Source organism: Saccharopolyspora griseoalba (assembly GCF_042665275.1).
Lineage (GTDB): Bacteria > Actinomycetota > Actinomycetes > Mycobacteriales > Pseudonocardiaceae > Saccharopolyspora > Saccharopolyspora griseoalba.
Window position 1 is genome coordinate 44,823 of sequence record NZ_JBHTCJ010000015.1, and the last position, 23,610, is coordinate 68,432.

General features: G+C 71.3%; 23 protein-coding genes. 17 read left to right on the forward strand and 6 right to left on the reverse strand.

What is annotated here, in order from left to right:
* Nucleotides 1–12 precede the first annotated feature (12 nt).
* Together ACFQRI_RS23125 and ACFQRI_RS23130 are read left to right on the forward strand one after the other, a co-directional pair.
* A complete protein-coding gene (locus ACFQRI_RS23125) occupies nucleotides 13–1,017 on the forward strand; it encodes a sugar ABC transporter substrate-binding protein (RefSeq protein WP_380671978.1) in 1,005 nt (334 codons plus the stop codon).
* Nucleotides 1,018–1,204: 187 nt separating this feature from the next.
* Nucleotides 1,205–1,945 (forward strand): serine hydrolase, encoded by a 741-nt coding sequence (locus ACFQRI_RS23130; protein WP_380671980.1) that lies wholly within the window; start codon nucleotides 1,205–1,207, stop codon nucleotides 1,943–1,945.
* Nucleotides 1,946–1,947: 2 nt separating this feature from the next.
* Here ACFQRI_RS23130 and ACFQRI_RS23135 read toward each other — a convergent pair whose 3' ends face one another.
* Complete coding sequence (locus tag ACFQRI_RS23135) at nucleotides 1,948–3,129, reverse strand: low temperature requirement protein A (RefSeq protein WP_380671982.1); 1,182 nt, start codon at nucleotides 3,127–3,129, stop codon at nucleotides 1,948–1,950.
* 359 nt (nucleotides 3,130–3,488) lie between these two features.
* On the opposite strand from ACFQRI_RS23135, the gene ACFQRI_RS23140 reads away from it, so the two are divergent.
* The gene (locus ACFQRI_RS23140) at nucleotides 3,489–4,349 is read left to right on the forward strand and encodes a 3-hydroxybutyryl-CoA dehydrogenase (RefSeq protein ID WP_380671984.1); all 861 of its coding nucleotides are present in this window, start codon (nucleotides 3,489–3,491) and stop codon (nucleotides 4,347–4,349) included.
* A 76-nt stretch (nucleotides 4,350–4,425) separates the two neighbouring features.
* Here ACFQRI_RS23140 and ACFQRI_RS23145 read toward each other — a convergent pair whose 3' ends face one another.
* Entirely contained in the window at nucleotides 4,426–5,070 is a 645-nt protein-coding gene (locus tag ACFQRI_RS23145; RefSeq protein WP_380671986.1) for a GntR family transcriptional regulator, read from the reverse strand.
* A gap of 215 nt (nucleotides 5,071–5,285) precedes the next feature.
* On the opposite strand from ACFQRI_RS23145, the gene ACFQRI_RS23150 reads away from it, so the two are divergent.
* The 3 genes from ACFQRI_RS23150 (at nucleotide 5,286) to ACFQRI_RS23160 (ending at nucleotide 8,922) form a co-directional block, all read left to right on the forward strand.
* Nucleotides 5,286–6,467: a CaiB/BaiF CoA transferase family protein gene (locus tag ACFQRI_RS23150; protein WP_380671988.1), complete on the forward strand. Its 1,182-nt coding sequence runs from the start codon at nucleotides 5,286–5,288 to the stop codon at nucleotides 6,465–6,467.
* Nucleotides 6,464–7,654 carry an acyl-CoA dehydrogenase family protein gene (locus ACFQRI_RS23155; RefSeq protein ID WP_380671990.1) on the forward strand — a complete coding sequence of 397 codons (1,191 nt, stop codon included), beginning with the start codon at nucleotides 6,464–6,466 and terminating at the stop codon, nucleotides 7,652–7,654. The genes ACFQRI_RS23150 and ACFQRI_RS23155 overlap by 4 nt, the downstream gene beginning before the upstream one ends.
* 98 nt (nucleotides 7,655–7,752) lie before the next feature.
* Nucleotides 7,753–8,922 (forward strand): MFS transporter, encoded by a 1,170-nt coding sequence (locus ACFQRI_RS23160; protein ID WP_380671992.1) that lies wholly within the window; start codon nucleotides 7,753–7,755, stop codon nucleotides 8,920–8,922.
* A gap of 7 nt (nucleotides 8,923–8,929) precedes the next feature.
* Here the strand turns inward: ACFQRI_RS23160 and ACFQRI_RS23165 are convergent, their stop codons facing one another.
* Nucleotides 8,930–9,733 carry an SAM-dependent methyltransferase gene (locus tag ACFQRI_RS23165; RefSeq protein ID WP_380671994.1) on the reverse strand — a complete coding sequence of 268 codons (804 nt, stop codon included), beginning with the start codon at nucleotides 9,731–9,733 and terminating at the stop codon, nucleotides 8,930–8,932.
* Between the two features lie 186 nt (nucleotides 9,734–9,919).
* Between ACFQRI_RS23165 and ACFQRI_RS23170 the strand changes: the two genes are divergently transcribed.
* The 9 genes from ACFQRI_RS23170 (at nucleotide 9,920) to ehuA (ending at nucleotide 18,363) form a co-directional block, all read left to right on the forward strand.
* The gene (locus ACFQRI_RS23170) at nucleotides 9,920–11,005 is read left to right on the forward strand and encodes an S-(hydroxymethyl)mycothiol dehydrogenase (RefSeq protein ID WP_380671995.1); all 1,086 of its coding nucleotides are present in this window, start codon (nucleotides 9,920–9,922) and stop codon (nucleotides 11,003–11,005) included.
* Nucleotides 11,002–11,631, forward strand: coding sequence for an MBL fold metallo-hydrolase (locus tag ACFQRI_RS23175; RefSeq protein WP_380671997.1), 630 nt, complete (start codon nucleotides 11,002–11,004; stop codon nucleotides 11,629–11,631). Before ACFQRI_RS23170 ends, ACFQRI_RS23175 begins: the two co-directional genes overlap by 4 nt.
* A 232-nt stretch (nucleotides 11,632–11,863) precedes the next feature.
* Nucleotides 11,864–13,105 (forward strand): sensor histidine kinase, encoded by a 1,242-nt coding sequence (locus ACFQRI_RS23180; RefSeq protein ID WP_380671999.1) that lies wholly within the window; start codon nucleotides 11,864–11,866, stop codon nucleotides 13,103–13,105.
* Nucleotides 13,106–13,141: 36 nt separating this feature from the next.
* Nucleotides 13,142–13,840 carry a response regulator gene (locus tag ACFQRI_RS23185; RefSeq protein WP_380672001.1) on the forward strand — a complete coding sequence of 233 codons (699 nt, stop codon included), beginning with the start codon at nucleotides 13,142–13,144 and terminating at the stop codon, nucleotides 13,838–13,840.
* A 286-nt stretch (nucleotides 13,841–14,126) separates the two neighbouring features.
* Nucleotides 14,127–15,173: a Gfo/Idh/MocA family oxidoreductase gene (locus ACFQRI_RS23190; RefSeq protein ID WP_380672003.1), complete on the forward strand. Its 1,047-nt coding sequence runs from the start codon at nucleotides 14,127–14,129 to the stop codon at nucleotides 15,171–15,173.
* Between the two features lie 194 nt (nucleotides 15,174–15,367).
* Nucleotides 15,368–16,252, forward strand: coding sequence for an ectoine/hydroxyectoine ABC transporter substrate-binding protein EhuB (gene ehuB / locus ACFQRI_RS23195; RefSeq protein ID WP_380672005.1), 885 nt, complete (start codon nucleotides 15,368–15,370; stop codon nucleotides 16,250–16,252).
* 11 nt (nucleotides 16,253–16,263) lie between these two features.
* Nucleotides 16,264–16,947, forward strand: coding sequence for an ectoine/hydroxyectoine ABC transporter permease subunit EhuC (gene ehuC / locus ACFQRI_RS23200; protein WP_380672007.1), 684 nt, complete (start codon nucleotides 16,264–16,266; stop codon nucleotides 16,945–16,947).
* The gene (gene ehuD / locus ACFQRI_RS23205) at nucleotides 16,947–17,603 is read left to right on the forward strand and encodes an ectoine/hydroxyectoine ABC transporter permease subunit EhuD (protein ID WP_380672009.1); all 657 of its coding nucleotides are present in this window, start codon (nucleotides 16,947–16,949) and stop codon (nucleotides 17,601–17,603) included. Before ehuC ends, ehuD begins: the two co-directional genes overlap by 1 nt.
* A gap of 4 nt (nucleotides 17,604–17,607) precedes the next feature.
* Entirely contained in the window at nucleotides 17,608–18,363 is a 756-nt protein-coding gene (gene ehuA / locus ACFQRI_RS23210; RefSeq protein ID WP_380672011.1) for an ectoine/hydroxyectoine ABC transporter ATP-binding protein EhuA, read from the forward strand.
* Nucleotides 18,364–18,488: 125 nt separating this feature from the next.
* Here ehuA and ACFQRI_RS23215 read toward each other — a convergent pair whose 3' ends face one another.
* Entirely contained in the window at nucleotides 18,489–19,451 is a 963-nt protein-coding gene (locus tag ACFQRI_RS23215; protein WP_380672013.1) for an LLM class flavin-dependent oxidoreductase, read from the reverse strand.
* A gap of 52 nt (nucleotides 19,452–19,503) precedes the next feature.
* On the reverse strand, nucleotides 19,504–19,686 hold the full coding sequence (locus tag ACFQRI_RS23220) for a PspC domain-containing protein (protein WP_380672015.1): 183 nt from the start codon (nucleotides 19,684–19,686) through the stop codon (nucleotides 19,504–19,506).
* Between the two features lie 71 nt (nucleotides 19,687–19,757).
* Between ACFQRI_RS23220 and ACFQRI_RS23225 the strand changes: the two genes are divergently transcribed.
* Together ACFQRI_RS23225 and ACFQRI_RS23230 are read left to right on the forward strand one after the other, a co-directional pair.
* Nucleotides 19,758–20,540: a hypothetical protein gene (locus tag ACFQRI_RS23225; protein WP_380672017.1), complete on the forward strand. Its 783-nt coding sequence runs from the start codon at nucleotides 19,758–19,760 to the stop codon at nucleotides 20,538–20,540.
* Nucleotides 20,541–20,944: 404 nt separating this feature from the next.
* Nucleotides 20,945–22,384 carry an Nramp family divalent metal transporter gene (locus tag ACFQRI_RS23230; RefSeq protein ID WP_380672018.1) on the forward strand — a complete coding sequence of 480 codons (1,440 nt, stop codon included), beginning with the start codon at nucleotides 20,945–20,947 and terminating at the stop codon, nucleotides 22,382–22,384.
* 196 nt (nucleotides 22,385–22,580) lie between these two features.
* Here ACFQRI_RS23230 and ACFQRI_RS23235 read toward each other — a convergent pair whose 3' ends face one another.
* Nucleotides 22,581–23,570 (reverse strand): sugar-binding transcriptional regulator, encoded by a 990-nt coding sequence (locus tag ACFQRI_RS23235; protein WP_380672020.1) that lies wholly within the window; start codon nucleotides 23,568–23,570, stop codon nucleotides 22,581–22,583.
* Nucleotides 23,571–23,610 lie beyond the last annotated feature (40 nt).

Consider the following 23,610-nt stretch of genomic DNA (forward strand, 5'->3'; position numbering starts at 1 on the left):
AGGAGCTCGGCGTTGAAGAAGGTTCTCTCCGCCACGTGCGTGGCGCTCTCGGTTCTCGCCACCGGCTGCAGCGTCGGGGTGCACCAGCAGTCCGGCGGTGGCAGCCAGGCCGAGGGCCCGATCAAGATCGCGGTCGTGCCCAAGGCCATCGGGTTCGACTTCTGGGAGAAGGTGCGCATCGGCGCGGAGTGCGCGGGGTCCAAGCACCGGGACGTCGAGCTGCACTGGGACGGCGTGAGCGCGGAGACCGACGTCAGCGGGCAGCAGAGCCTGCTGCAGGACTTGCTCGCGCAGGGCGACATCAAGGGCCTGGTGTACGCGGCCACCGATGCCAAGGCGCTCTCCGAGGTCACCAAGTCCGCGCAGGGGCAGGGCACCACGGTGGTCAACATGGACTCGGGCACCGAGCCGCAGCCCGAGGACGTCCCGGTCTACGCCACCAACAACGTCGCCGCCGCCGAGCGGGCCACCGACGAGCTGGCCCAGCAGCTGGGCGGCCGGGGCAAGGTCGCGCTCATCGAGTTCCAGGCGGGCACCAGCACCAACGACACCAGGCGCGAGGGCTTCGAGCGCGGGATGGCCAAGCACCCGGGCCTGGAGCTGGTGGCGCGGCAGTCCAGCGACAGCGACTACAACAAGGCCCTGCAGGTCACCCAGGACATCCTGACCGCCAACCCGGACCTCAACGGCATCTACGCGGCCAACGAGCCCAGCGTGCTGGGCGCGGCCGAGGCGGTCCGCCAGGCGGGCAAGGCGGGCCAGGTGAAGATCATCGGCTGGGACACCTCGGAGGGCGAGATCAAGGCGCTGCGCGAGGGCGTGATCACCGGCCTGATCGCGCAGAACCCGTTCAAGATGGGCCACGACGCGGTCAGCGCGGCGATCGCCGAGGTCCGGGGCAGCGGTGCGGCCCCGGCGGGCACCGACACCGGTTCCACGCTGATCACCGAGGAGAACGTGGACAGCCCGGAGGTCCAGAAGCTGCTCAACCCGAGCTGCGAGAACGCGCCGAAGTAGGTCGTCGGACCGGAGGCGCGGTTTCCGGGCGCGAGCCCTCGGGTAACCGGCGGCGGTGGCTACCGCGGCCGGTTCGAGGGCGCCGCGCAGTCGCTGTCTGCTGGTGGGGATCGCGCTGTGCGCGTTGCTGACGGGCTCGGCCTGGCCCGCGGGAACCGCGCTGAGCCCGCCACCCGCGGAGCGGCCCGTGCGAGCACCGTCGGAGGAACCCGTCCGGGTGTCGCCGAGCCGGGCCCCCGCGGCGGTGGCCGCCGTCGAGCGCTGGAGCGGCGCGCACGCGCGGGCCGCGGTCGGCGTCGCCGTGCTGGACCGCCGCACCGGTGACCTCGTCGTCGGCAGCGCGGGGTCCGAGCCGATGTATGCCGCCTCGCTGACCAAGCTGGTCCTCGTGGTCGACGTGCTGGAGCGGGGGCTGGACGGCGCGCGGGTGCGCGAGCTCGTGCGCCGGATGCTGGGGCCGAGCGACGACGCCGCGATGAACGAGCTGTGGTCGCGGTTCGGCGGCCAGGACGCGGTGCGCAGGGTGGCGGCTCGGCTCGAACTGCACGACACCCGACCACCCGAGCGCCCCGGGTGGTGGGGCGAGGCGGCGACCTCGGCCCGCGACGTCGCGGTGGTCTACCGGCACGTGCTGACCAGCGTGGACGCGGCGGACCGCCGGCTGATCCTGGGATCCCTCAACGCCGCGCCGGAGCGGGCCGCCGACGGCTTCGACCAGAACATCGGCCTGATGCGCGTCGGCGGCAGGGCCGTGAAGACCGCCTGGGCGTGCTGCAGCGAGGGCCGGGTGTGGACGCACAGCGCCGGCCTGTGGGAGCAGCGCTACGCGGTGGCGCTGCTGCTCGGCGAACCCAGCTCGTCCGGCTACGGCCGGGCGGGCGCGGATCTGACCGCGGCGGCCGAGGTGGCCGCGCGGGCGCTGCGCTGAGCTCAGCGCAGCCGCTGCTGCTCGACGAGCCCGGCCACCAGCACCAGCACCGCGATCACGCCGAGGGCGAGCACGGTCAGCGGCACGGTCAGCACCTCGGCCAGCAGCGCTGCGCCCAGCAGCAGCACCGATCCGGCCAGGGCGATCGCGGCGACCGCGCGGCCGGCCCCGGCGACGCCGATCTGCAGCGCGGCGGTGGTCAGCAGGAACACGGCCAGCGGCACCGCCAGCGACAGGCCCGCGGTGACCTCGCCGACGTGCGCTCGGTGCGCGTCGACGTCGATGGCCACTTCCAGCCCGGCGCCGACCGCCGCGGCCGAGGCGAACACCAGGAGGTGCCCGTATCCCCAGGTCAACGCGACCCGGAGGTGCTTCTCGCGGAGGCGCTCGACCGCGGAGTCCTTGAAGTAGGTCCACCACATCGCGAAGATCATCAGCAGGCCGCCCAGGCTGATCAGCACCAGGTCGGGCGACCACCCGCCGTCGCTGACGTCCTCCTGCACCGCCGCGACGCTGGCCAGCACGACCTCGCCGAGCACGATGATGGTGAACAGCCCGTAGCGCTCGGCGATGTGGTGCGGGTGCCAGGCGGATCGCAGCCCGCGCTCCGCGTAGGCCGGGACCGCCAGCTCCGCCACCACCAGCACCAGGAAGCCCGCCTCGGCCCAGCCCGCGGGCAGCAGCAACCGCAGCAGCCAGCCGACCTGCACCACCGCGAGCCCGCTCGCGTAGCGCAGCGTGCAGCCGCGCCCCTCGGGGTGCTCGGCCGCGGCGCGCAGCCATTGACCGATCAGCCCGATCCGCATGATCAGGTAGCCGATGGTCACGACGGTGAAGTCGTAGTGGTCGAAGGCCTGCGGCACCCCGGCGGCCAGCACCAGGACTCCGGCCATCTGCACCAGCGTCAGCACCCGGTACGGCGCGTCGTCGGTGTCGTAGGCCGAGGCGAACCAGGTGAAGTTCATCCAGGCCCACCAGATGGCGAAGAAGACCATCCCGTAGCCCGCGACGTAGGTGCCGAAGTGGCCCTCGGCCAGCCCGTGGTGCAGCTGGACGGCGGCCTGGCCGACGGCCGCGACGAAGCAGAGGTCGAACAGCAGCTCCAGCGGGGTCGCCGCGCGGTGCGCCTCGTCCGGGTCGCGCGCGACCATCCTCCGGCGCAGCGGCGGAACGCGGTTGCTCATGGCGTCGAATTCTCGCAGCAGCGCTGGCTTCTCCCGGGGAATCCAGCGCGTCGGCGCTCGGTCGAACCCCGGCTCGTTCCAGCTTTGTCACCCGATCGAGACCGGAGTTGATCTTGTGCATCCGGAGCGCATGCGCTCGTTCACGGACGGTGTTGTAACCTGTAGGGGTAATGGGGGTCAGGGTCGGACCGGGGGTTCGACCGGTGGAGCCGGGTCCTGGGGGTGTTGGACCCGGCTCCCCGTGCGCGTGGCGTGTCGTCACCCACGTTGATCGGTGCTCACCCACCGGGTTTTGGCATGATCTGGCCGGATCAGCGTCGCCGAGCGGCAGTGCGGCCGGAAGCGAAGGGATGGGTGCGGTGAGCAAGATCGAACGCCTGGGAGTCGTCGGGGGCGGTCAGATGGGCGGCGGCATCGCCGAGGTGGGTGCCCGCGCCGGCCTCGACGTGATCGTCTGCGAGGTCAGCGACGACGCGGCTCGGGCGGCTCGCAGCGGGCTGTGGAAGTCGCTGAACCGAGCGGTGCAGAAGGGCAAGATCACCGAGGCGGAGCGCGACGAGACCCAAGCGCGGCTGCACTTCACCACCACCGTCGGCGACCTCGACGACCGGCAGCTGGTCATCGAGGCGATCGCCGAGGACGAGGGGCTCAAGCTCAAGCTGTTCGCCGAGCTGGACAAGGTGGTGACCGACCCGGACGCGATCCTGGCGTCGAACACCTCCTCCATCCCGATCGCCAAGCTCGCCGGCGCCACCGGGCGGCCGGACAAGGTGCTGGGCGTGCACTTCTTCAACCCGGTACCGGTGCTCAAGCTCGTCGAGCTGGTTCCCTCCCTGCTCACCAGCGAGGACACCATCGCTCGCGCGGACGCCTTCGCCACCGAGCAGCTGGGCAAGGAGACCATCCGCGCCCAGGACCGCTCGGGGTTCATCGTCAACGCGCTGCTCGTGCCGTACCTGCTCTCGGCGATCCGGATGTGCGAGGGCGGTTTCGCCTCGGCCGAGGACATCGACAACGGCATGGTGCTGGGCTGCGCCCACCCGATGGGGCCGCTCAAGCTCGCCGACATGGTCGGCCTGGACACCGTCAAGGCCATCGCCGACTCCATGCACGCCGAGTACGCCGAACCGACCTACGCCGCCCCGCCGCTGCTGCAGCGCATGGTCGACGCGGGCCTCAAGGGCAAGAAGACCGGCAAGGGCTTCTACACCTGGGAGTGAGCTCGCTCCGCCTCCGATCGGGGATCCCCGCGCACCCGGTGCGCGGGGATCTTCTCTCCGATCCGGTCCGGTGCGCCTACTCCGCGATGGTTTCGCGCAGGTCCTGCACGGCGTGCTCGCGGTGCTGGCCGAGCAGCCGGGTCAGCTCCTCGCCGTCGCGGTCGCGGGCGGCGCGGATGATCTCCGCGTGCTCGGCGCGCACGCGCGCCCGGTTCGGCTCGGCGTTGTAGTACACCGCGCGGTAGGCGTCGGTGGTGTCCCACAGCGTGCGCACCACCCGCAGCAGGCGCGGCATCCCGGCCGGTTCGAGCAGCGCGAAGTGGAACCGGCGGTTGGCCGCGATCATCGCGACGAGGTCCCCGCGCTCGGCGGCGCGCTCCACGTCCTGCTGGGCGTCGGCCACCCTGGTCAGGTCGGTCTCGGTGAACCGGTCGACGGCCACCCGCGCCGCCTCGCCCTCCAGCAGCTCGCGCATCCGGTAGACCTCCAGCAGGTCGCTCAGCGACAGCTCGGCCACCGAGTAACCGCGATGCGGCTGGTAGATCACCTGCCCCTCGGCCTCCAGGGTCTTCAGCGCTTCGCGCAGCGGAACTCGGCTCACGCCCAGGCGCTGGGCGATGCCGTCCTGCCGGATCGGCTGGCCCGGCGCGAGCTCGCCCGCGGAGATGGACCTGCGGAGCTCGTCGAGCACGAACTCCTGGGTGGTGGGCGGTCGTCGCATCGTCGCTTTCCCCCGCGCTGCGCTGGGTTTTCGGCGGTCTCAGCCGATCGGTCAAATCTCCGCCGAGCTGCCGCCGAACGGGTTGACCCCGGTCCGATCACTTGTATATTGGATCCAACTTCGCCCGAGCGCAAGCAGGTCAGCTGGTGCGCACCGGGGAGTCGTGGTGCGGCGTGGCGCGTTCGGCCCCGCGCGCCGGCGGAAAGGTGGACGTCGTGGAAACGCTGCCGCTGGACGGCGTGGTCGTCGCGGACTTCAGCCGGGTTCTCGCCGGCCCGTACGCGACCATGCTGCTCGCCGACATGGGCGCGACCGTGATCAAGGTGGAGCGCCCGGGATCCGGCGACGACACCCGCTCGTGGGGTCCACCGTGGACCGAGCAGGGCTCGGCCTACTTCGAGTCGGTCAACCGCAGCAAGCGCAGCATCAACCTCGACCTCGGCGACGAGCAGGACCTGCGCGCGGCGCGCGAGCTGGTGGCCCGCGCCGACGTGCTGGTGGAGAACTTCAAGGCCGGTTCGCTGGCCAAGCACGGGCTGGACTGGGAGAGCGCGCGCGAGCTCAACCCCGGCCTGATCTACACCTCGATCTCCGGCTTCGGCAGCAAGGGCGGAGCCGAGCTGCCCGGCTACGACTTCGTGGTGCAGGCCCTCGGCGGCCTGATGAGCATCACCGGCGAACCCGGTCGCCAGCCGATGAAGGTCGGCGTGGCGGTGGTCGACGTGCTCACCGGCAAGGACGCCGCGATGGGCATCCTGGCCGCGCTGCGGCATCGCGACCGCACCGGTCGCGGCCAGCACGTCGAGGTAAACCTGCTGTCCAGCCTGCTCGGCTCGCTGGCCAACCAGACCTCCAGCCTGCTCGCCACCGGCGCCTCCCCGCAGCGGATGGGCAACAGGCATCCCAGCATCGCCCCGTACGAGACCCTGCGCTGCGAGGACGCCCTCCTGGCCGTGGCGGTGGGGAACGACGCCCAGTTCCGCGCGCTGTGCCAGGCGCTCGGGCTGGTCTCGCTGGCCGACGACGAGCGCTTCGCCACCAACGCGCAGCGGGTGGCCAACCGCGAGGAGCTGGTGCGCTCGCTGGAGAACGTGCTCGGCGCGCGCACCGCGGCCGACTGGCAGCGCAGGCTGACCTCGGCGGGCATCGCCTGCGGGCAGGTCAACGACCTCGCGGGCGCGGTGCACCTGGCCGAAACCCTCGGCCTGGAGCCGATCGTCGAACCGGGCGGGGGAGCGGCGGTGCAGATCCGCAACCCGATCGACTTCTCCGAGCACGGCAGCGCGGGGGCGAGCCCGCCGCCGCAGCTCGGCGAGCACACCAAGGAGGTCCTCGGCTGGCTCGAGGACCCCGAGCAGCCGCTTCCCCCGATCAGCTCAAGGAGGAGCACGCAATGAGCGCAGGCAACCGTCCCGCCTTCGACCCGCGCGACCCGCTGGGCATCGACGCCGAGTTCACCCCGGAGCAGCTGGCCATCCGGGAGAGCGTTCGCGCCCTGTGCCGCGACCACGTCCAGCCGCACGTGGCCGACTGGTACGAGCGCGGCGAGTTCCCGCAGGCCCGCGAGCTCGCCCGCGAGCTGGGCAAGCTCGGCGTGCTCGGCATGCACCTGGAGGGCTACGGCTGCGCCGGTCTGTCCGCTGTGGACTACGGCATCGCCTGCGAGGAGCTGGAGGCCTGCGACTCCGGTCTGCGCTCGCTGGTCTCGGTGCAGGGATCGCTGGCGATGTACGCGATCTGGCGCTGGGGCTCCGAGGAGCACAAGCAGCAGTGGCTGCCCCGGATGGCCGCCGGTGAGGCGCTGGGCTGCTTCGGCTTGACCGAGCCCGACCACGGTTCCGATCCGGCCTCGATGCGCACCGCCGCGCGCCGCGACGGCGACGACTGGGTGCTCAACGGCCGCAAGATGTGGATCACCAACGGCAGCATCGCCTCGGTGGCGGTGGTGTGGGCGCAGACCGACGAGGGCGTGCGCGGGTTCGTGGTGCCCACCGACACGCCGGGCTTCTCCGCTCCGGAGATCAAGCACAAGCTCTCGTTGCGCGCTTCGGTGACCTCCGAGCTGGTGCTCGACGACGTCCGGCTGCCCGCGGACGCGGTGCTGCCCGAGGTCACGGGGCTGCGCGGTCCGCTGTCCTGCCTCAACGAGGCGCGCTACGGCATCGTCTGGGGCTCGGTCGGGGCCGGTCGCAGCTGCCTGGAGACCGCGCTGGAGTACGCGACCAGCCGCGAGCAGTTCGGCAAGCCGATCGGCGGGTTCCAGCTCACCCAGTCCAAGCTGGCCGACATGGCCATCCGGGTGCAGAACGGCCGACTGCTCGCGCTGCAGCTGGGCAAGCGCAAGGACGCCGGGCAGCTCATCCCGCAGCAGGTCAGCTTCGGCAAGCTGGACAACGTGCGCGGCGCCCTGGAGGTGGCCCGCAGCGCCAGGACGGTGCTGGGCGCCAACGGGATCTCGCTGGAGTACCCGGTGATCCGGCACATGACCAACCTCGAATCGGTGCTGACCTACGAGGGCACCAGCGAGATGCACGCGCTGACCATCGGCCAGGCGATGACCGGGCTGGCGGCCTTCCGCGGGTGAATCAGCGGGGCCGGAGGCGTCGGTCACGTTAGCGTTGCTAAAAACCGTTCGGGTCAAGACGCTGGGAGGACCTTTCGAGCGCCGAAGCGGGAGGACCCATGTCGGCGGTGGCGGCCGGAGCGCAACGCGGCACCGGGGTGCCGCGCGTGCTGAGCTCGGTGGCCGCGGTGGTGACCGTCGGGGTGTTCCCGGTGTTCCTCATCGGCGGCCTGGGCGTCCAGCTGCAGCAGGACCTGGGCTTCGGGGCCGCGCTGCTGGGCTTCGGCGCGGCCGGGTTCTTCGGCGTGGCCTCGTTGTGCTCCCGAAGCATGGGCTGGTTGACCGAGCGCATCGGCGCCCGGGCGGGCATGCGCCTGGGCGCGCTGGGCAGCGCGACCTGCCTGTTCGGCCTGGCCCTCGCACCCGGTGTCGGCTGGTTGCTGGCCCTGCTGTGGCTGGCCGGTCTGCCCAACTCGCTGGCCCAGCCCGCGTCGAACCTGCTGATCGCGCAGGGCATCCCGCCCGCGCGCCGCGGCATGGGCTTCGGCGTGAAGCAGTCGTCGATCCCGACGGCCACGCTGCTGGCCGGGGTCGCGGTGCCGGCGATCGCGCTGACCGTCGGCTGGCGCTGGGTGTTCGTCATCGCCGGGGTCGTCGGACTGGTGGCCGCGGCCACGGTGCCGGCGCTGCCCGCGGCCGAGCGCTCCGCGCCGGCTCGCGTCGCCGAGCGGGGCGAGGGATCGGGCCGGGGCACGCTGCTGCTGATCGCCATCTCCGGCGGCCTGGGGTCCGCCGCGGCCAACGCGCTCGGGGCCTTCGTGACCACCACCGCGGTCGGCGTGGGGTTCAGCCCCTGGGCGGCGGGCCTGGTGCTCTCGCTGGGATCGGCGGTCGGTCTGGTGGTCCGCTTGTTCGCCGGGGTCCTGGCCGATCGCGGCAACCCGAACCTGGTGCGCGCGATCACGGTGATGCTGCTGGTCGGCTCGGTGGGCTACGGCCTCATGGCGGTGCACGCCCAGCCGGTGTTCCTGCTGGGCGTGGCCATCGGCTTCGGCGCGGGCTGGGCCTGGCCGGGGCTGCTGAACTTCGCGGTGGCCAAGCTCAACCCGGGCCGGGTCGCCAGCGCGACCTCGTTCACCCAGACCGGCATCTACCTGGGCGGCAGCCTGGGCCCGCTGCTCTTCGGCCTGCTCGCGCAGCACGCGGGACTGGGCAGCGCCTGGCTGGCCGCGGGCATCTGCGCGATCACCGCGGGCGTGCTCCTGCTCCCGGTTCGCCGCGGGAGTTGAGGGCCGCTCACGGCTTGCGCGCGACCCCACCGTGGAGGAGCGCGTAGGTCGGGCGGTCGCGGGCCCCGGGTTCCGGGCGCCAGTCCGACAGCAGGGCCGGCCCGGGAGGCACCTGCTCGAAGTCGCCGAAGAACTTCTCGACCACGCTGGTCCCGCGCGGGTGCATCGGATCCGAGCTCTCCATGTAGAAGCCGGTGAGCACCTGCATCGCCGCGGGGTCGTGGCTGTCGGTCAGGTGCGAGATCAGCAGGTGGCTGCCGGGCGCCAGCGCATCGCGGTAGGCCTCGACGAGCTCGGCGGGGCGATCGGTGTCCGGCACGAAGTGCAGCACGGCCGACATCAGCAGGCCGATCGGGCGGTCGAGGTCGAGGAACTGCCGGACCTGCGAGGTGCGCAGCACCGAGTCGGGCGCGCGCAGGTCGTCGTGGATGATCGTGGCGTTCGGTTCCGCGGCCAGCAGGGGCCTGCTGTGCGCGACGGTCAGCGGCTCGTTCTCCACGTAGACCACCCGGAACTCGCGGGTGCGGCGCCGGGCGATCTCGTGCACAGGCCCGATCGTCGGGATGCCGGAGCCGAGGTCGAGGAACTGCCGGACGCCGTGGGCGAGCATGAACTCCACGGCGCGGCGCAGGAACGCCCGGTTCTCCCAGTAGCTCTCGCCGATGCCGGGCAGCTCGCCCCCGATGCGCTCCACCACCTCGCGGTCGACGCCGAAGTTGTGCGAGCCCCCGAGGAACGAGTCGTAGATGCGCGCGGCCGCCGGGCGGGTCAGGTCCATCGCCCGAGGCTCCGCGCTCCGCGTGTCCACCATGCTCGGCCTCCCCATCCGCGATGGAATCATACAGTAATCGCGCGAACACGAAGAGTGTCCGACGCGATCGGGCGTCATGATCGCCGAGCCCTTGTGATGCCGACGCGCGCATACGACGATGTGCTGCGCGAAGCGCGAGCGCGCAGCATCCACCCGCAGCTCCAGTCATCTCCCGGGAGGCGAGACGTGTCCGACGTCCAAGCGGTGGTGTCGACCGGCAAGGGTCGGCCGGTCGAGGTTCAGGCCATCAAGGTCCCCGACCCGGGTCCCGGCGAGGCGGTCGTGCGAGTGCAGGCCTGCGGGGTCTGCCACACCGACCTGCACTACCGCGAAGGCGGGATCAGCGACGAGTACCCGTTCCTGCTCGGGCACGAGGCCGCGGGCGTCGTCGAGCAGGTGGGCGACGGCGTGACCGACGTGGCGCCGGGCGATTTCGTGGTGCTCAACTGGCGCGCGGTCTGCGGCAGCTGCCGGGCCTGCAAGCGCGGCCGCCCGCAGTACTGCTTCGACACCCACAACGCGGCGCAGCCGATGACCCTGGCCGACGGCACCCCGCTGTCGCCCGCGCTGGGCATCGGTGCCTTCGCGGAGAAGACCCTGGTGCACGCCGGGCAGTGCACGAAGGTGGACCCGGCGGCGGAGCCGGCGGTGGCCGGGCTGCTGGGCTGCGGCGTGATGGCCGGCATCGGCTCGGCGGTCAACACCGGCGGTGCGAAGCCGGGTGACACCGTGGCGATCATCGGTTGCGGCGGCGTGGGCGACGGGGCCGTGGCCGGGGCGGCGATGGCCGGGGCGCGGCGGATCATCGCGATCGACACCGACCCCAAGAAGCTCGACTGGGCGCGCGAGTTCGGCGCCACGCACACCGTCAACGCCGCCGAGAGCGACACCGTCGAGGCCGTCCGCGAGCTCACCGACGGCAACGGCGCCGACGTGGTCATCGACGCCGTCGGCCGGGTGGAGACCTTCAAGCAGGCGTTCTACGCCCGCGACCTCGCGGGAACGGTCGTGCTGGTCGGCGTGCCGACGCCCGAGATGACCCTGGACCTGCCGCTGCTGGACGTCTTCGGCCGCGGCGGCGCGATCAAGTCCTCCTGGTACGGCGACTGCCTGCCCGAGCGCGACTTCCCGATGCTGGTGGAGCTCAGCGCGCAGGGCAGGCTGCCGCTGGAGAAGTTCGTGACCGAGCGCATCGCGCTCGACCAGGTGGAGCAGGCCTTCGAGAAGATGCACCGCGGCGAGGTGCTGCGTTCGGTGGTGACCTTCGGATGACCCTGCGCATCGATCACGCGACCACGTCCGGGACGTTCTCCCTGGACGGCCAGACCCACGAGGTCGACAACAACGCCTGGGTGGTCGGCGACGACGCCGAGTGCGTGGTGCTCGACGCACCGCACGACGTGGCCGTCATCCGGGCGCTGGTCGGGGACCGCCAGGTGCGGCACGTGCTGTGCACGCACGCGCACGACGACCACGTCCGCAAGGCCCCGGAGCTGGCCGACGCGGTCGGCGCCCCGATCCACCTGCACGCCGACGACCTGGTGCTGTGGAACCTCACCCACCCCGACCGCGAGCCGGACCGGTTCTTCACCGACGGCGAGGCGGTGGAGATCGGCGACGGCACCCTGGAGGTCCTGCACACGCCCGGCCACGCGCCCGGCGCGGTGTGCTTCTACTCGCCGGAGCTGGGCGTGGTGTTCACCGGGGACACGCTGTTCGCGGGCGGTCCCGGCGCCACCGGCAGGTCGTACTCGGACTTCGGGGTGATCACCGAGTCCATCCGCGACCGGCTGCTCCCGCTGCCGCCCGAGACCCGCGTCCTCCCCGGACACGGAGAGTCAACGACCATCGGCGCAGTCGTCCCGCAGTTCGACGATTGGGTGGCACGCGGATACTGAATCCACCGCAAGCCTGATACGCAACGTCGTAGACTCCGCCTTCCGGCGGATGTTGACTCACCGAACGGCGGGCAGACTTTCCCTGCCCGCCGTTCGGTGCGCCGGCGCGGGTGCGGTGTGCTGCCGGGCATCGGACCCCCCGACTCCGGTGCCCGCGGCGCACGCGCGGTCGGTTCCAGCGCCGGTCATCCGCGATGCCCGGCGCGGTCGAGCGGCGGAACGGGCAGGTGCGATGGTCGAGCAGGTCGCAGGCGGCGTGGTGTTGCCGCGGTCGCGGTCGGGGTGGTGGAAGTGGGCCGTCGCGCACCGGGTGAGCCTGGGCGACCTGGCCTTCGTCGCGGTCGTCTCGGTGCTCTACGCGTTCGACCTGACCATCTCCGAGCACCCGCCGTGGATGCCCTGGTGGGGGCCGATGCTGGTCGGCGTCCCGGCCAGCTGCCTGCTGCCGCTGCGGCGCCGCGCGCCGTGGACGGTGCTGCTGGTGCTGGTCGGCGTGACCATCGGGCTGACCAGCATGCAGCTGAGCATCGGCGGCCTGAACCTGATCATCCAGGTCGCGCTGTACTCGGTGTGCGTGCGCAGCACACCTCCGGTGATGGCCGGCGCCGCGGCGCTGGCGATGTGCTACCCGGTCGCCGATGCGATCGCCTACCAGATGCCCGCGCTGGTCGGGATGCTCCGGGTGACCGGTGCGATCGTGAACCTGGTGATCGTGGTGGGTCTGGCCTACGCGGTCAAGATCGGCAGGCGCCGCGCCGAGCAGCTGGAGCGGACGATGGCGCTGCTCGACGACGCGCGCGACCAGCTCGCCGCCGACGCTGCGTCGATCGAGCGCGCGCGCATCGCGCGGGAGTTCCACGACATCGTCTCGCACAACCTCTCGGTGGTCGCCCTGCGCGCGGGTGTGGCGCGCGCGGTCATCGACCGCGATCCCGACCACGCCAGGGAGACCCTGCAGGAGCTGGAGTCCAGTTCGCGCGGGGCGCTGGCCGAGATGCGCGACGTGCTCAACGCGCTGCGCGACCGCGACGCCTCGGGCCAGGAGACCGTCGACTGGCAGCCGGCGCCGACGCTGGACGCGCTGGACGATCTGGTGGCCTCGGTGCGCGGCGGGCACGTGGACTGGAAGCTGACCCGGCGCGGGCAGATCCGGGACCTCAGCGCTGCGGTGGAGATGACCGCCTACCGCATCGTGCAGGAGGCGATGACCAACGTGCTCAAGCACGCCGGCGCGGGACGCGCGCGGGTGCTGCTCGACTACGGCGCCACCCAGCTGCGCATCGAGGTGACCAACGAGTCCGGGGTGCTCGATGACGTGGTGCAGCGGCCTGCGCCCCAACAGTCGGGGCACGGCTTGATCGGACTGCGGGAACGCGTTGCGCTGCTGGGCGGAACCTTGACCGCGCATCCCGTCATGAACGGATTTCGCTTGGAAGCCGTGCTACCGTGCCCGGAAAATTCGGACCTGGCCTGAACCGGTATTCCGGTCGCCGGGACCTAGGAGGCTTCGGTGGAAACTGCGGAGACGACTGTCCTGGTTGCCGATGACCAAGCGATGATCCGCGCCGGGTTGGTCGCGCTGCTGTCCAACGAACCGGGCCTGCGGGTGCTCGCCGAGGCCGCCGACGGCGACTCCGCGGTGGCCGCCGTTCGTCGGCGCCGCCCCGACGTGGTGCTGCTCGACGTGCGGATGCCGGGCAAGGACGGCATCGCCGCAGCGCAGGAGATCATCGCCGAGACCGAGGGGCGCACCTCGGTGATCATGCTGACGGTGCACGACCTCGACGAGTACGTCTACGGCGCGCTGCGCGCCGGGGCCAGCGGTTTCCTGCTCAAGGACGCCAGCCCGGAGGAGCTGGTCAAGGCGGTGCACACGGTCGCGGCGGGGGAGGCCCTGCTGGCGCCGCGGGTGACCAAGCGCCTGCTCCACCGCTTCGCGGCCCTGGGCGTGCGCGATGCGCGCAGCGAGCTGGGCGCGCTCACCGAGCGCGAGCTGGACGTGCTGCTGGAGGTCGCCCGCGGCGGCTCCAACGCCGACATCGCCCGCAACCTCGGGCTGGCCGAGCTCACCGTGAAGTCGCACCTCTACCACGTGATGCAGAAGCTGCAGATCTCCTCGCGGACCCAGCTGGTGATCCTCGCCTACGAGACCGGTCTGGTCTCCCCGGGGCAGGACAACGCCCTCCCGCACCTGGGAAGCCTGGCCTAGGGATTGTTCAGGGATTGCTTTGCTTGGCGGTGCGGGTGGCAGAACCTCCAGCGGCTCCGTCGGCTGCGGGCGCCGCTCCTCGTGCAGCGACCTGCGCGGCGTCGCGGCCGTCCGCACCACGAGGCCGCTGGAGAACCTGCGGCGGTGCGGGCTGGGTCCCACACCTGGAACAGCGGCTCCGCCGCAGTCCCGAACAGCCCTAGCGTCCCCCGATGAGGTGCGGTTCTGGGCCGAACCGCCTGGTCCCCGAATCGGGGAACGCCGTGCTGACGTGTCTAATGGGGACATGGGCGATGAGCTTCGTGTCGGAATTGTTGGGTACGGACTGGGCGGATCGGTCTTCCACGCTCCGCTGATCGCCGCGCACCGCCGGCTGCGGCTGGACGCGGTGGTGACGGCGAACCCGGAGCGTCGCGAGCAGGTGCGCGCCGAGCACCCGGAGACCGCGACCGTCGATGACGTGGACGCGCTGCTCGCTCGCGAACCGGACCTGGTCGTGGTGACCACGCCGAACCGCACGCACGTGGAGGTGGCGACCGCCGCGCTGGACGCGGGCTGCCCCGTCGTGGTGGACAAGCCCTTCGCGCCGAGCGCGGAGGAGGGCCGGTCGCTCATCGAGCACGCGCGCGCCAAGGACCTGCTGCTGACGGTGTTCCAGAACCGCCGCTGGGACAGCGACCTGCGCACCGTGCAGAAGGTGCTGGAGTCCGGTGACCTGGGCGAGGTGCACCGGTTCGAGTCGCGGATCGAGCGGTGGTCGCCGCAGGCCAAGCCGACCTGGCGGGACTCCGGCGGCGCCGAGGACGTCGCGGGCCTGCTCTACGACCTGGGCAGTCACCTGATCGACCAGGCCCGACTGCTGTTCGGGCCGGTCTCCGAGGTCTACGCCGAGGTGGACGCGCGGCGCGCCGGCGTGCGCGCCGACGACGACACGTTCGTCTCGCTGACCCACGCCAGCGGCGTGCGCTCGCACCTGTGGATGAGCAAGGTCGCGGCGCGCTCCGGCCCGCGGTTCCGGGTGCTGGGCAGCAAGGCCGCGTTCACCAAGTACGGCAACGACCCGCAGGAGGACGACCTGCGCGCGGGCAAGCGCCCGGTCGACGACACCTGGGGTCGCGAGATCGAGCTGGAGTGGGGCGATCTGGGCACCGCCGACGACGTGGAGACCGTCGCCACCGAGCCCGGCAACTACCTGGCCTTCTACGACGGCGTCGTCAAGTCGCTGACCAAGGGCGCCGAGCCGCCGGTGGACCCGGCCGACGCGGTCGTCGGACTGGAGATCATCGCCGCGGCCCAGCGATCGGCGGTCAACCGAACGGTGGAACGACTCTAGTCATTTCGCGCGAGAACGCCCGGCGCGCGGCGCTGGGCGTTCTCCCGCGAAGGGTCCGCCGACGCGCCCCGGAGCGGCGACGGCGAATCGGTCTTTCGGAATTTCCCGCATTGACAGGGAAAATCGGGCGGCCTACGGTCTCCTCCCAACCGCATCGCCCTAATGGGCGATGTATCGAGGGGAGGCTCGGGCGAATGCGCAAGACGGACTTTTCCCGGAGACAGTTCTTTCGCGCTTCCAGCGCGGCCGCGCTGGCCGTCCCCGCAGCGGGACTGCTGACCGGCTGCAGCTTCACCGACCCCGGCAGCGGACAACCGACCGGGGCCACATTGGACCGGCTGAAGCAGCAGGGCTTCGCGCGCATCGCGATCGCCAACGAGCCCCCCTACACCAAGATCAAGCCCGACGGCACGGTCACCGGCGCCGAGCCGGACGTGGTCGCCGCGGTGCTCAAGCGCATGGGCGTCCCGGAGATCGAAGGCGTCGTCACGCCCTACGAGTCGATGATCCCGGGGCTCAACGCCAACCGCTGGGACATCATCGCCGCGGGCCTGTTCATGAAGCAGTCCCGCTGCTCGCAGGTCGCCTACTCGCAACCGCAGCTGGTGTCCACCGAATCCTTCGCCGTCCCAGCGGGAAACCCCAAGGGGCTCAACGACGTCGCGGCCGTCAAGGCCGACCCCGCGCTGCGGGTCGCCGTGCTGCCGGGCGGTTTCGAGGACGGCGCGCTCAAGACCGCGGGCGTACCACCGGCCCAGACGGTCAACGTGCCCGACGGCCGCAGCGGCATCGAGGCCGTCCAGGCCGGGCGCGCGGACGCGTTCTTCCTGCCCACGCTGTCGCTGAACTCGCTCAAGACCGAGGGCATCGAGATCACCCCGCCGATCCAGGACGTGCAGCAGACCGGCTCCGGGGCGGGCTTCCGGAAGAAGGACGCCGACCTGGTCGCCGCCTACGACCGGGAGCTCAAAGCGCTCAAGGACACCCCCGAGTTCGACTCGATCCTGGACCAGTGGGGCTTCTCCGCGGACGCCGCGCGCGGCGTGACCCGCGAAGAGCTCTGCAGCGTCGAAGGCTGAACCGAGCGGGCATGTCGCAACTCCTGCCCTTCACCCCGCTGCTGCTCAAAGGCCTGCTGGTCACCATCCTGCTCACCGTCGCGGGGATGGTGCTCGCGCTGGTCGTCGCCTTCGCCGCCGGGCTGGCCAGGATGTCGCCGCGGCGCTGGTTGCGCTGGCCCGCAGCGGTTTTCGTCGAGGTCTTCCGAGGAACGTCGATGCTGGTGCAGCTGTTCTGGCTGTTCTTCGCGCTGCCGTTCTTCGGGGTCAAGCTGGTGCCCTTCGCCGCGGCGATCCTGGCGCTCGGCCTCAACGAGGGCGCCTACGGCGCCGAGATCGTCCGCGGCTCGATCACCGCGCTGCCGCGCGGTCAGCGGGAGGGCGCGATCGCGCTGAGCCTGAGCCCCTACCAGCGGATGCGCCACGTGATCCTGCCGCAGGCGATCCCCTCGATGATCCCGCCGTTCGGCAACGTGCTGGTCGACCTGCTCAAGAACACCTCGCTGGTGTCGCTGGTGACCGTGGCCGACCTGGCCTTCACCGCGCAGATGGTGCGCAACACCACCGGGGCGACCGCGGCGGTGTTCGGCGCCATCCTGGTGCTGTACTTCGTCGTGGCCTACGCGTTCTCGTTCGGCACCAACCGGCTGGAGAAGTGGGTCGATCCGTCCCGCCCGGCCCGGCCGGTCTCGATCGGTGACGGGCGGGTGAGCTGATGATCTGGGACTGGGCCTACGCGTGGTCGATCGTCCCGTTCCTGCTGGAGGGGCTGTGGGTGACCGTCGAGATCACCCTGATCGGCATGGCCATCGCCCTGGTGCTGGGGTTGTTCGTCGCCGTGCTGCGCTACTCGGCGATCCCGGTGCTGAGCAAGGTGTTCGACTTCTACGTGCTCTTCGTCCGCGGCACCCCGCTGCTGGTGCAGGCCTACTTCGCGTTCTTCGTGCTGCCCGACTTCGGGATCAAGTTCAGCGCGCTGGTCACCGGGATCGTGGTGATCGGCGTCAACTACAGCGCCTACACCGCCGAGGTCTACCGGGCGGGCATCCAGGGCGTGCCGAAGGGCCAGTGGGAGGCGGGCACCGCGCTGAGCCTGTCCACCCTGGACCGCTGGCGGTTCGTGGTGCTGCCGCAGGCGGTGCGCGACGTGGTGCCGGTGCTCGGCAACTACTGGGTGCAGATGTTCAAGGACTCGGCGATCCTGTCGGCGATCACGGTCTTCGAGCTGCTCAACCACGCGACCTCGGTCGGGTCGGAGAGCTACCGCTACCTCGAACCGCTGACCATCGCGGGCGTCCTGTTCCTCGCGGTGAGCCTGCCGGCCGCGCGGCTGATCAAACGATTGGAGCTCCGCCTTGCCCACCCCCGATGAACCGATGATCTCGTTTGCCGGTGTGGGGAAGTCCTTCGGCGACAACCACGTGCTGCGCGAGCTGGACCTGAGCGTGGCCGAGGGCGAGAAGGTCTCGATCATCGGCCCGAGCGGCTCCGGCAAGACCACCATCCTGCGTCTGCTGATGACCCTGGAGGGCCCGGACAGCGGGCTCGTGCAGGTCGACGGCGAGACGCTGTGGGACTGCCGCAGCGGTTCCGCGGTCGACGCCAGGAAGCAGAGCGAGGTGCGGCGCAAGATCGGCATGGTCTTCCAGCACTTCAACCTCTTCCCGCACATGACGGTGCTGGACAACGTGACGCTCTCGCCGGTGCGGGTGCTCGGGATGGGCAAGGAGGAGGCCCGGCAGCGCGCGGTGGAACTGCTGCAGCTGGTGGGGCTGGACAGCCACCTGTCGCACAAGCCGGGCCAGCTCTCCGGCGGTCAGCAGCAGCGGGTCGCCATCGCCAGGGCGCTGGCCATGCGCCCGAAGGTGATGCTCTTCGACGAGGTCACCTCGGCGCTCGATCCCGAGCTCATCGGCGAGGTCCTGTCGGTCATCCGCGACCTCGCCAACACGACCTCGATGACGATGCTGCTGGTCACCCACGAGATGCGCTTCGCCGAGGAGATCTCCGACCGGGTGCTGATGTTCGACTCCGGCGCGGTGGTCGAGTCCGGCCCGCCGCACCAGATCTTCGAGACACCCCAGCACGAGCGAACCCAACGCTTCCTCAAAGCAGTCCTCGAACGCAAATGACCCACCAACGACCCTCACCCGATCAGCGGAACCTCGAAAAACCCTAGAACTCTGCCCTCAAAAGACCAGGAATTTGGCGGGTGCGATTGCCCGGAACTTCCGCCGGGTCGTCCGAGGCTGTCCGGTCAGGTCAGGGTGGCTAGGAGGCGGTAGGAGGCGAGGCGGTCCGCGGGGTCGTGGGCGGTGGTGGTGACCAGCAGCTCGTCGGCGCCGGTGCGGGCGACGAGGTCGTGGATCGCCGCGCTCGCCTCGTCGGGGGTTCCGTGGATGTGCCCGGACATGGCGCGGGTGAAGTGCGTGCGTTCGCGGTCGGTCATCTCCCGGGCCAGGACGTCCTCGGGGGATTCCAGCGGCGGGAACTCGCCCCGGGTGCGCGACCAGGTGTTGGCCCAGGCCTCCGGCACGAGCAGGCGGCGGGCGGCTTCGGTGGTCTCGGCCACCGCGATCGAGCGGGACACCACGACGTACGGCTCGGCCGCGCGGGCCGAGGGGCGGAAGTCCGCGCGGTACTCGTCGATCGCGCGCAGCATCCGCTCCTCGCCGAGCGGGGAGGCGATGACCAGCGGGAGCCCCAGCTCGGCCGCGGTGGTGGAGGAGCGGGTCGCCAGCACGAACACCGGCAGCGAGACCCCGCAGGCCGGGACCGCGGGCACGGCGGCGGTGCCGTCGAGGTGGCCCAGCAGTTCGCCGACCTGCTCGCCGAACCGGCTCGCGTCCTCGGCGCCCAGGGCGCGGCGGACCGCGCCGGTGAAGCCCAGCGATCGGCCCAACCCCACGTCGATGCGCTCGCCGAACAGCGAGGCGAGCGCTCCGAACTGCTCGGCGACCGGCAGCGGCCGGTGGTTGGGCAGCATCACGCCGCCGGTGCCGACCCGGATGTGCTCGGTCGCGCTCGCCACGGCAGCGGCCAGTACGGTCGGTGCCGCACCGGCCACGCCGGGCACGCCGTGGTGCTCGGCGACCCAGAACCGGTGGTAGCCGAGCTGCTCGACCTGCCGCGCGAAGCGGACCGTCTCGCGCAGGGCCTGCTGCGGGTCGCCACCCGCCCGGACGTGCGAGCGGTCCAGCACGGACAGACGCGGGATCACGTCAGGTGCAACGCCGCGGGAGGCGCCGCATTCCGGCCGCCGGGTGTGATCTCTAGCGGCCCTTGGGCAGCAGGATCCACAGCAGGATGTAGAGCAGCACCTGCGGCCCGGGCAGCACGCACGAGATCACGAAGATCACGCGCACCAGGAACACCGGAAGGCCGAAGCGGTGGGCGAGGCCTGCGCAGACACCAGCGATCATCTTGCCGTTGCGAGGACGTTCCAACTTGCTCATGCACCCACCCTGCCCGCGATCCGGTGATCGCGCCACGTGCGCGCGCCCCGGCGCGGTGGCAGTTTGGACGAGTGGGCCTGGACGACGTCGCGCGCGAGCTCTACACCGCCGACCCGGCGGAGTTCGTCGCCGCCCGGGACCGGGCGGCGGGCGAGGCCGGTGGGCAGCTGGCCCGCGAGATCAAGAAGCTGCGCAAGCCCACGCTGGCGGCCTGGGCGGTCAACCTGCTGGCGACTCGCGAGCCCGACGAGCTCGAAGCCCTGCTCGACCTCGGCGAACGTCTCCGCTCGGCCCAGCGCGAGCTGCGCGGGGACGACCTGCGCGAGCTCGCCGCCGAGCGCACCCGGGTGCTGCGCGCGGTGACCGACCGGGCCGCGGCGCTCGCGGCCGGGGCCGGGCACGAGCTCGGCGACGCGGCGCGCGACCAGGTGGAGACCACCTTCACCGCCGCCCTGTCCGATCCCGAGGCGGCCGCGAGCGTTCGCGCGGGATGCTTGGCGAAACCCCTGGAGTACAGCGGTTTCGGCCTCGACGAGCTGGCCGCCGCCTCGATCCGCCGCGGCCCGCTGGAACCGACGCGCGAGGCCGGTGACGGCCCGGGGGCGAAGGTGATCGAGCTCCGGAACCGGTTGCGGGAGACCGAAGAACGCGCCAACGCGACCGAGTCCGAGCTGCGGCGGGCGGAGGAGGCGCACCGCGAGGCCGAGGAGGAGCAGCAGCGCTTGCGCGATCAGCTGGCCGAGGCCGAGGAGCGGCTGCGGGTCGCCGGTGAGCACCTCCGCGCGGCGCGCGAGGACCACCGGCGGGCCCAGCGGGAGCGCGAGCAGGCGGCCGACGACCTCGACCGCGGGTGAGCGCGGCGCCTTCCGGGCGGGGAGTCGAGCGCGGGAATGGGGGCGCGAATTGTGCGGCCGGGTGCATTCCGGCCCGTTTTCCCGGCTAGGGATGAGCTGAATTGGAGCGCGGCTGTTGACGGCGGACATCCGGTGGTGTACCAGGCGGATATTCGCCGTTGAAGAATTGCATTCGAGCGACTAGCGGGGTGCTGCGCCCTCCGGCCGCTCATTCCGGATGGCCCGATCGGGAAGGTCTTGACCTGCGGGTTCCCCGGATCGGCGACGAATTGATTACGGCCATCAACAATCCTCGTCCGGTGGCCTACCTTGACTTCGCCGGTCGCCGGGCGGGCCGAGTGGCGTTCCGCGAGCGGCCGGTGGAGAAGTTCGCACCGACCGGAAAAATCGAGCAAGGGTGCCAGATGGTCGACCGCAAAGAAGCGAGTCTGTCGAATCCGGCAGAGGCGTTTCCAGACAAGTACATCCCGCTCCCGCAGGTCCGCGATCTGCCGGACGCGCCCACCCGGCAGTGGCGGCTGATCGGTCCGGGCGTCGTCGCGGCGGGCGTGGGCCTGGCCAGCGGGGAGTTCATCCTCTTCCCGTACATCACCTCGCAGGTCGGCCTCACCTTCGTGTGGGCCGCGCTGCTGGGGTTGATCACGCAGTTCTTCCTGAACATGGAGATCGAGCGCTACACGCTGGCCACCGGTGAGACCGCGGTGACCGGCTTCTCCCGGCTCTGGAAGCACTGGGGCCTGGTCTTCGCGATCATGGCCTACTTCGCGAACCTCTGGCCCGCGTGGGCGACGAGCTCGGCCACGCTGTTCACCTACGCCTTCGGCGGCGACAAGGCGATCGTCTCGGTGGCGATCCTGCTGCTCATCGGCGCGATCCTGACCCTGGCTCCCGCGGTGTACACGGCGTTGGAACGAGCCGAGATGCTCAAGGTCGCCGCGGTGCTGCTGCTGATCGTGATCGGCTGCCTGTTCGTGGTCGGCGTGGAGACCTGGCAGGCCCTGCCCGACGTCGTGACCAAGCCGGCCTTCCCGGTCGCCGAGCTCGGCTTCGCGGTGCTGATGGGCGCGCTGGCCTTCGCCGGTGCCGGCGGCGGCCAGAACCTGGTGCAGAGCAACTGGATCCGGGACAAGGGCTTCGGCATGGGCAGCTACGTGCCCAAGATCGTGTCCCCGCTGACCGGGCAGAGCGAGGCGCGCGGCCAGGCCGGGTTCATCTTCCCGGCCACCGAGGAGAACCTGGACCGGTGGCGCGGCTGGTGGCGCTTCGCCAACAAGGAGCAGCTGATGACCTTCGTGGCCATCACGTTCCTGTCCATCGTTTTCATGTCCCTGCTGGCCTACGGCACCGTGTTCGGCCACCAGGGCGTGGAGAACGACGTGTCGTTCCTGCGCGTCGAGGGCGAGGTGATGAGCGCCGCGACCGGCGGTTGGTTCGGCTACTTCTTCTGGATCGTCGGCGCGTTCTCGATGTTCGCCGCCGCGCTGGGCATCGTCGACTACACCAGCCGGCTGGCGGCCGACGTGATCAAGACGACCTACCTGCCGGACCGCTCGGAGAGCAAGGTCTACGCGGCCCTGGTCTGGGGCCTGGTGCTCATCGGCAGCGCGGTGATCCTGATCGGCATGGACGAGCCGATCGTGCTGGCCACCATCGCCGCCTGCACCGGCGGGACGATGATGTACATCTACTCGGGCCTGCTGATCGCGATCAACCGCAAGATGCTGCCCGAGCAGATCCGCATCCGCGGCGTGCGGCTCGGCGCCCTGGTGTGGGCGATCCTGCTGTTCGGCGTGCTGGCGGTGCTCACCGTGCACCAGGAGGTCGGCGACCTCCTCGGCGGCTGATCCCGGAGCGCGGCGGGGCGGGGCGATCGGGTCGCTCCCGCCCCGCCGCGCGTTCGGGAAGCCCCCGGCCGCTCGGACCGGAGGCTCCGTCGGCCGAGCTTTCGAATGCCCCACGTGCCAGCGCGGGGCTCCCGGCCTCAGTTCCAGGGTACGAGCGGTGCGGCCGGGAACAACACGCTCCGGGAGGCGAGCGGCCTCAGGTCGAACCGCCGACCGGGCGCTGGGTGACGAGGTCGTGGAGGACGTCGGCGACCTCGGCGTCGGTGATCAGGGTGTTGACGATTCCGGAGCGCAGCACGGCGTCGATGGCGTGGGCCTTGGGGGTGGTGTAGCCGATGGCGATGACCTCGGGCACCGCGCGCAGCTGCTCGTGCGGGATGGCCAGCACGTGGTGGGCGAGCCCGGTGGACAGCGGGTTGCCGTCGGCGTCGAACAACCGCGCCGCGATCTCGGCGGTGGCCCCGCGCTCGCGGATCGACTCGCGCTCGCTCGGGCTCAGCGCGTCGTAGACCGTCGACTCGTTCTCCTGCCAGGCGCCGATGCTGACCACGGCCTTGGTCAGCTGGTCGAACTGCTCGAAGGTCTCGGCGATGCCCGGTTGGTCGCGCAGGATCTCGGTGGTGCGACGGTCCGGCAGCACCAGCGGGCCGTAGATCGGGTAGGAGGCCCCGCCGCCGACCGCGGCCACCCGGCCGACCGTCTCCACCGAGCGGTCCCGCATGTCCATGCCCGCCTGCACGCCGCACAGCTGCACGATCGGGCAGCGCGGCAGCGTGTGGACCGCCTCGGCCATCGCGTTGACCGACCGCGCCCAGGACAGCCCGATGACATCGCCGGCGACGGCGACCTCGGAGAGCAGGTCAGCGGCCAGCGCGCCGATGCGGCGGCGCAGCTCCGGTCGGTCCCCCTTCGAGTGCGCTCGGCTGAGCACCAGGGCGCGCCGGATGCCGTAGGCGGTGCGCAGCCGTTCGGACAGCTCCACGTCCACCGGGAAGGGCAGGTCGAACTCCACCCGGACCAGCCCCGATTCCTGCGCTGCGCTGAGGATTCGGGCCACCTTGAAGCGCGATACCCCGAACTCCTCGGCGATCTCCAGCTTGGAGGCCCCCGCGACGTAGAAGCGGTGCGCGATGGCGGCGGCCGTCATGGAGTCGACCAGTCCAGTTCGGGCTCGTGAAGCGCTCATATGAGCACTATAACCCGAAATCCGCATGAAAGGTTGACGC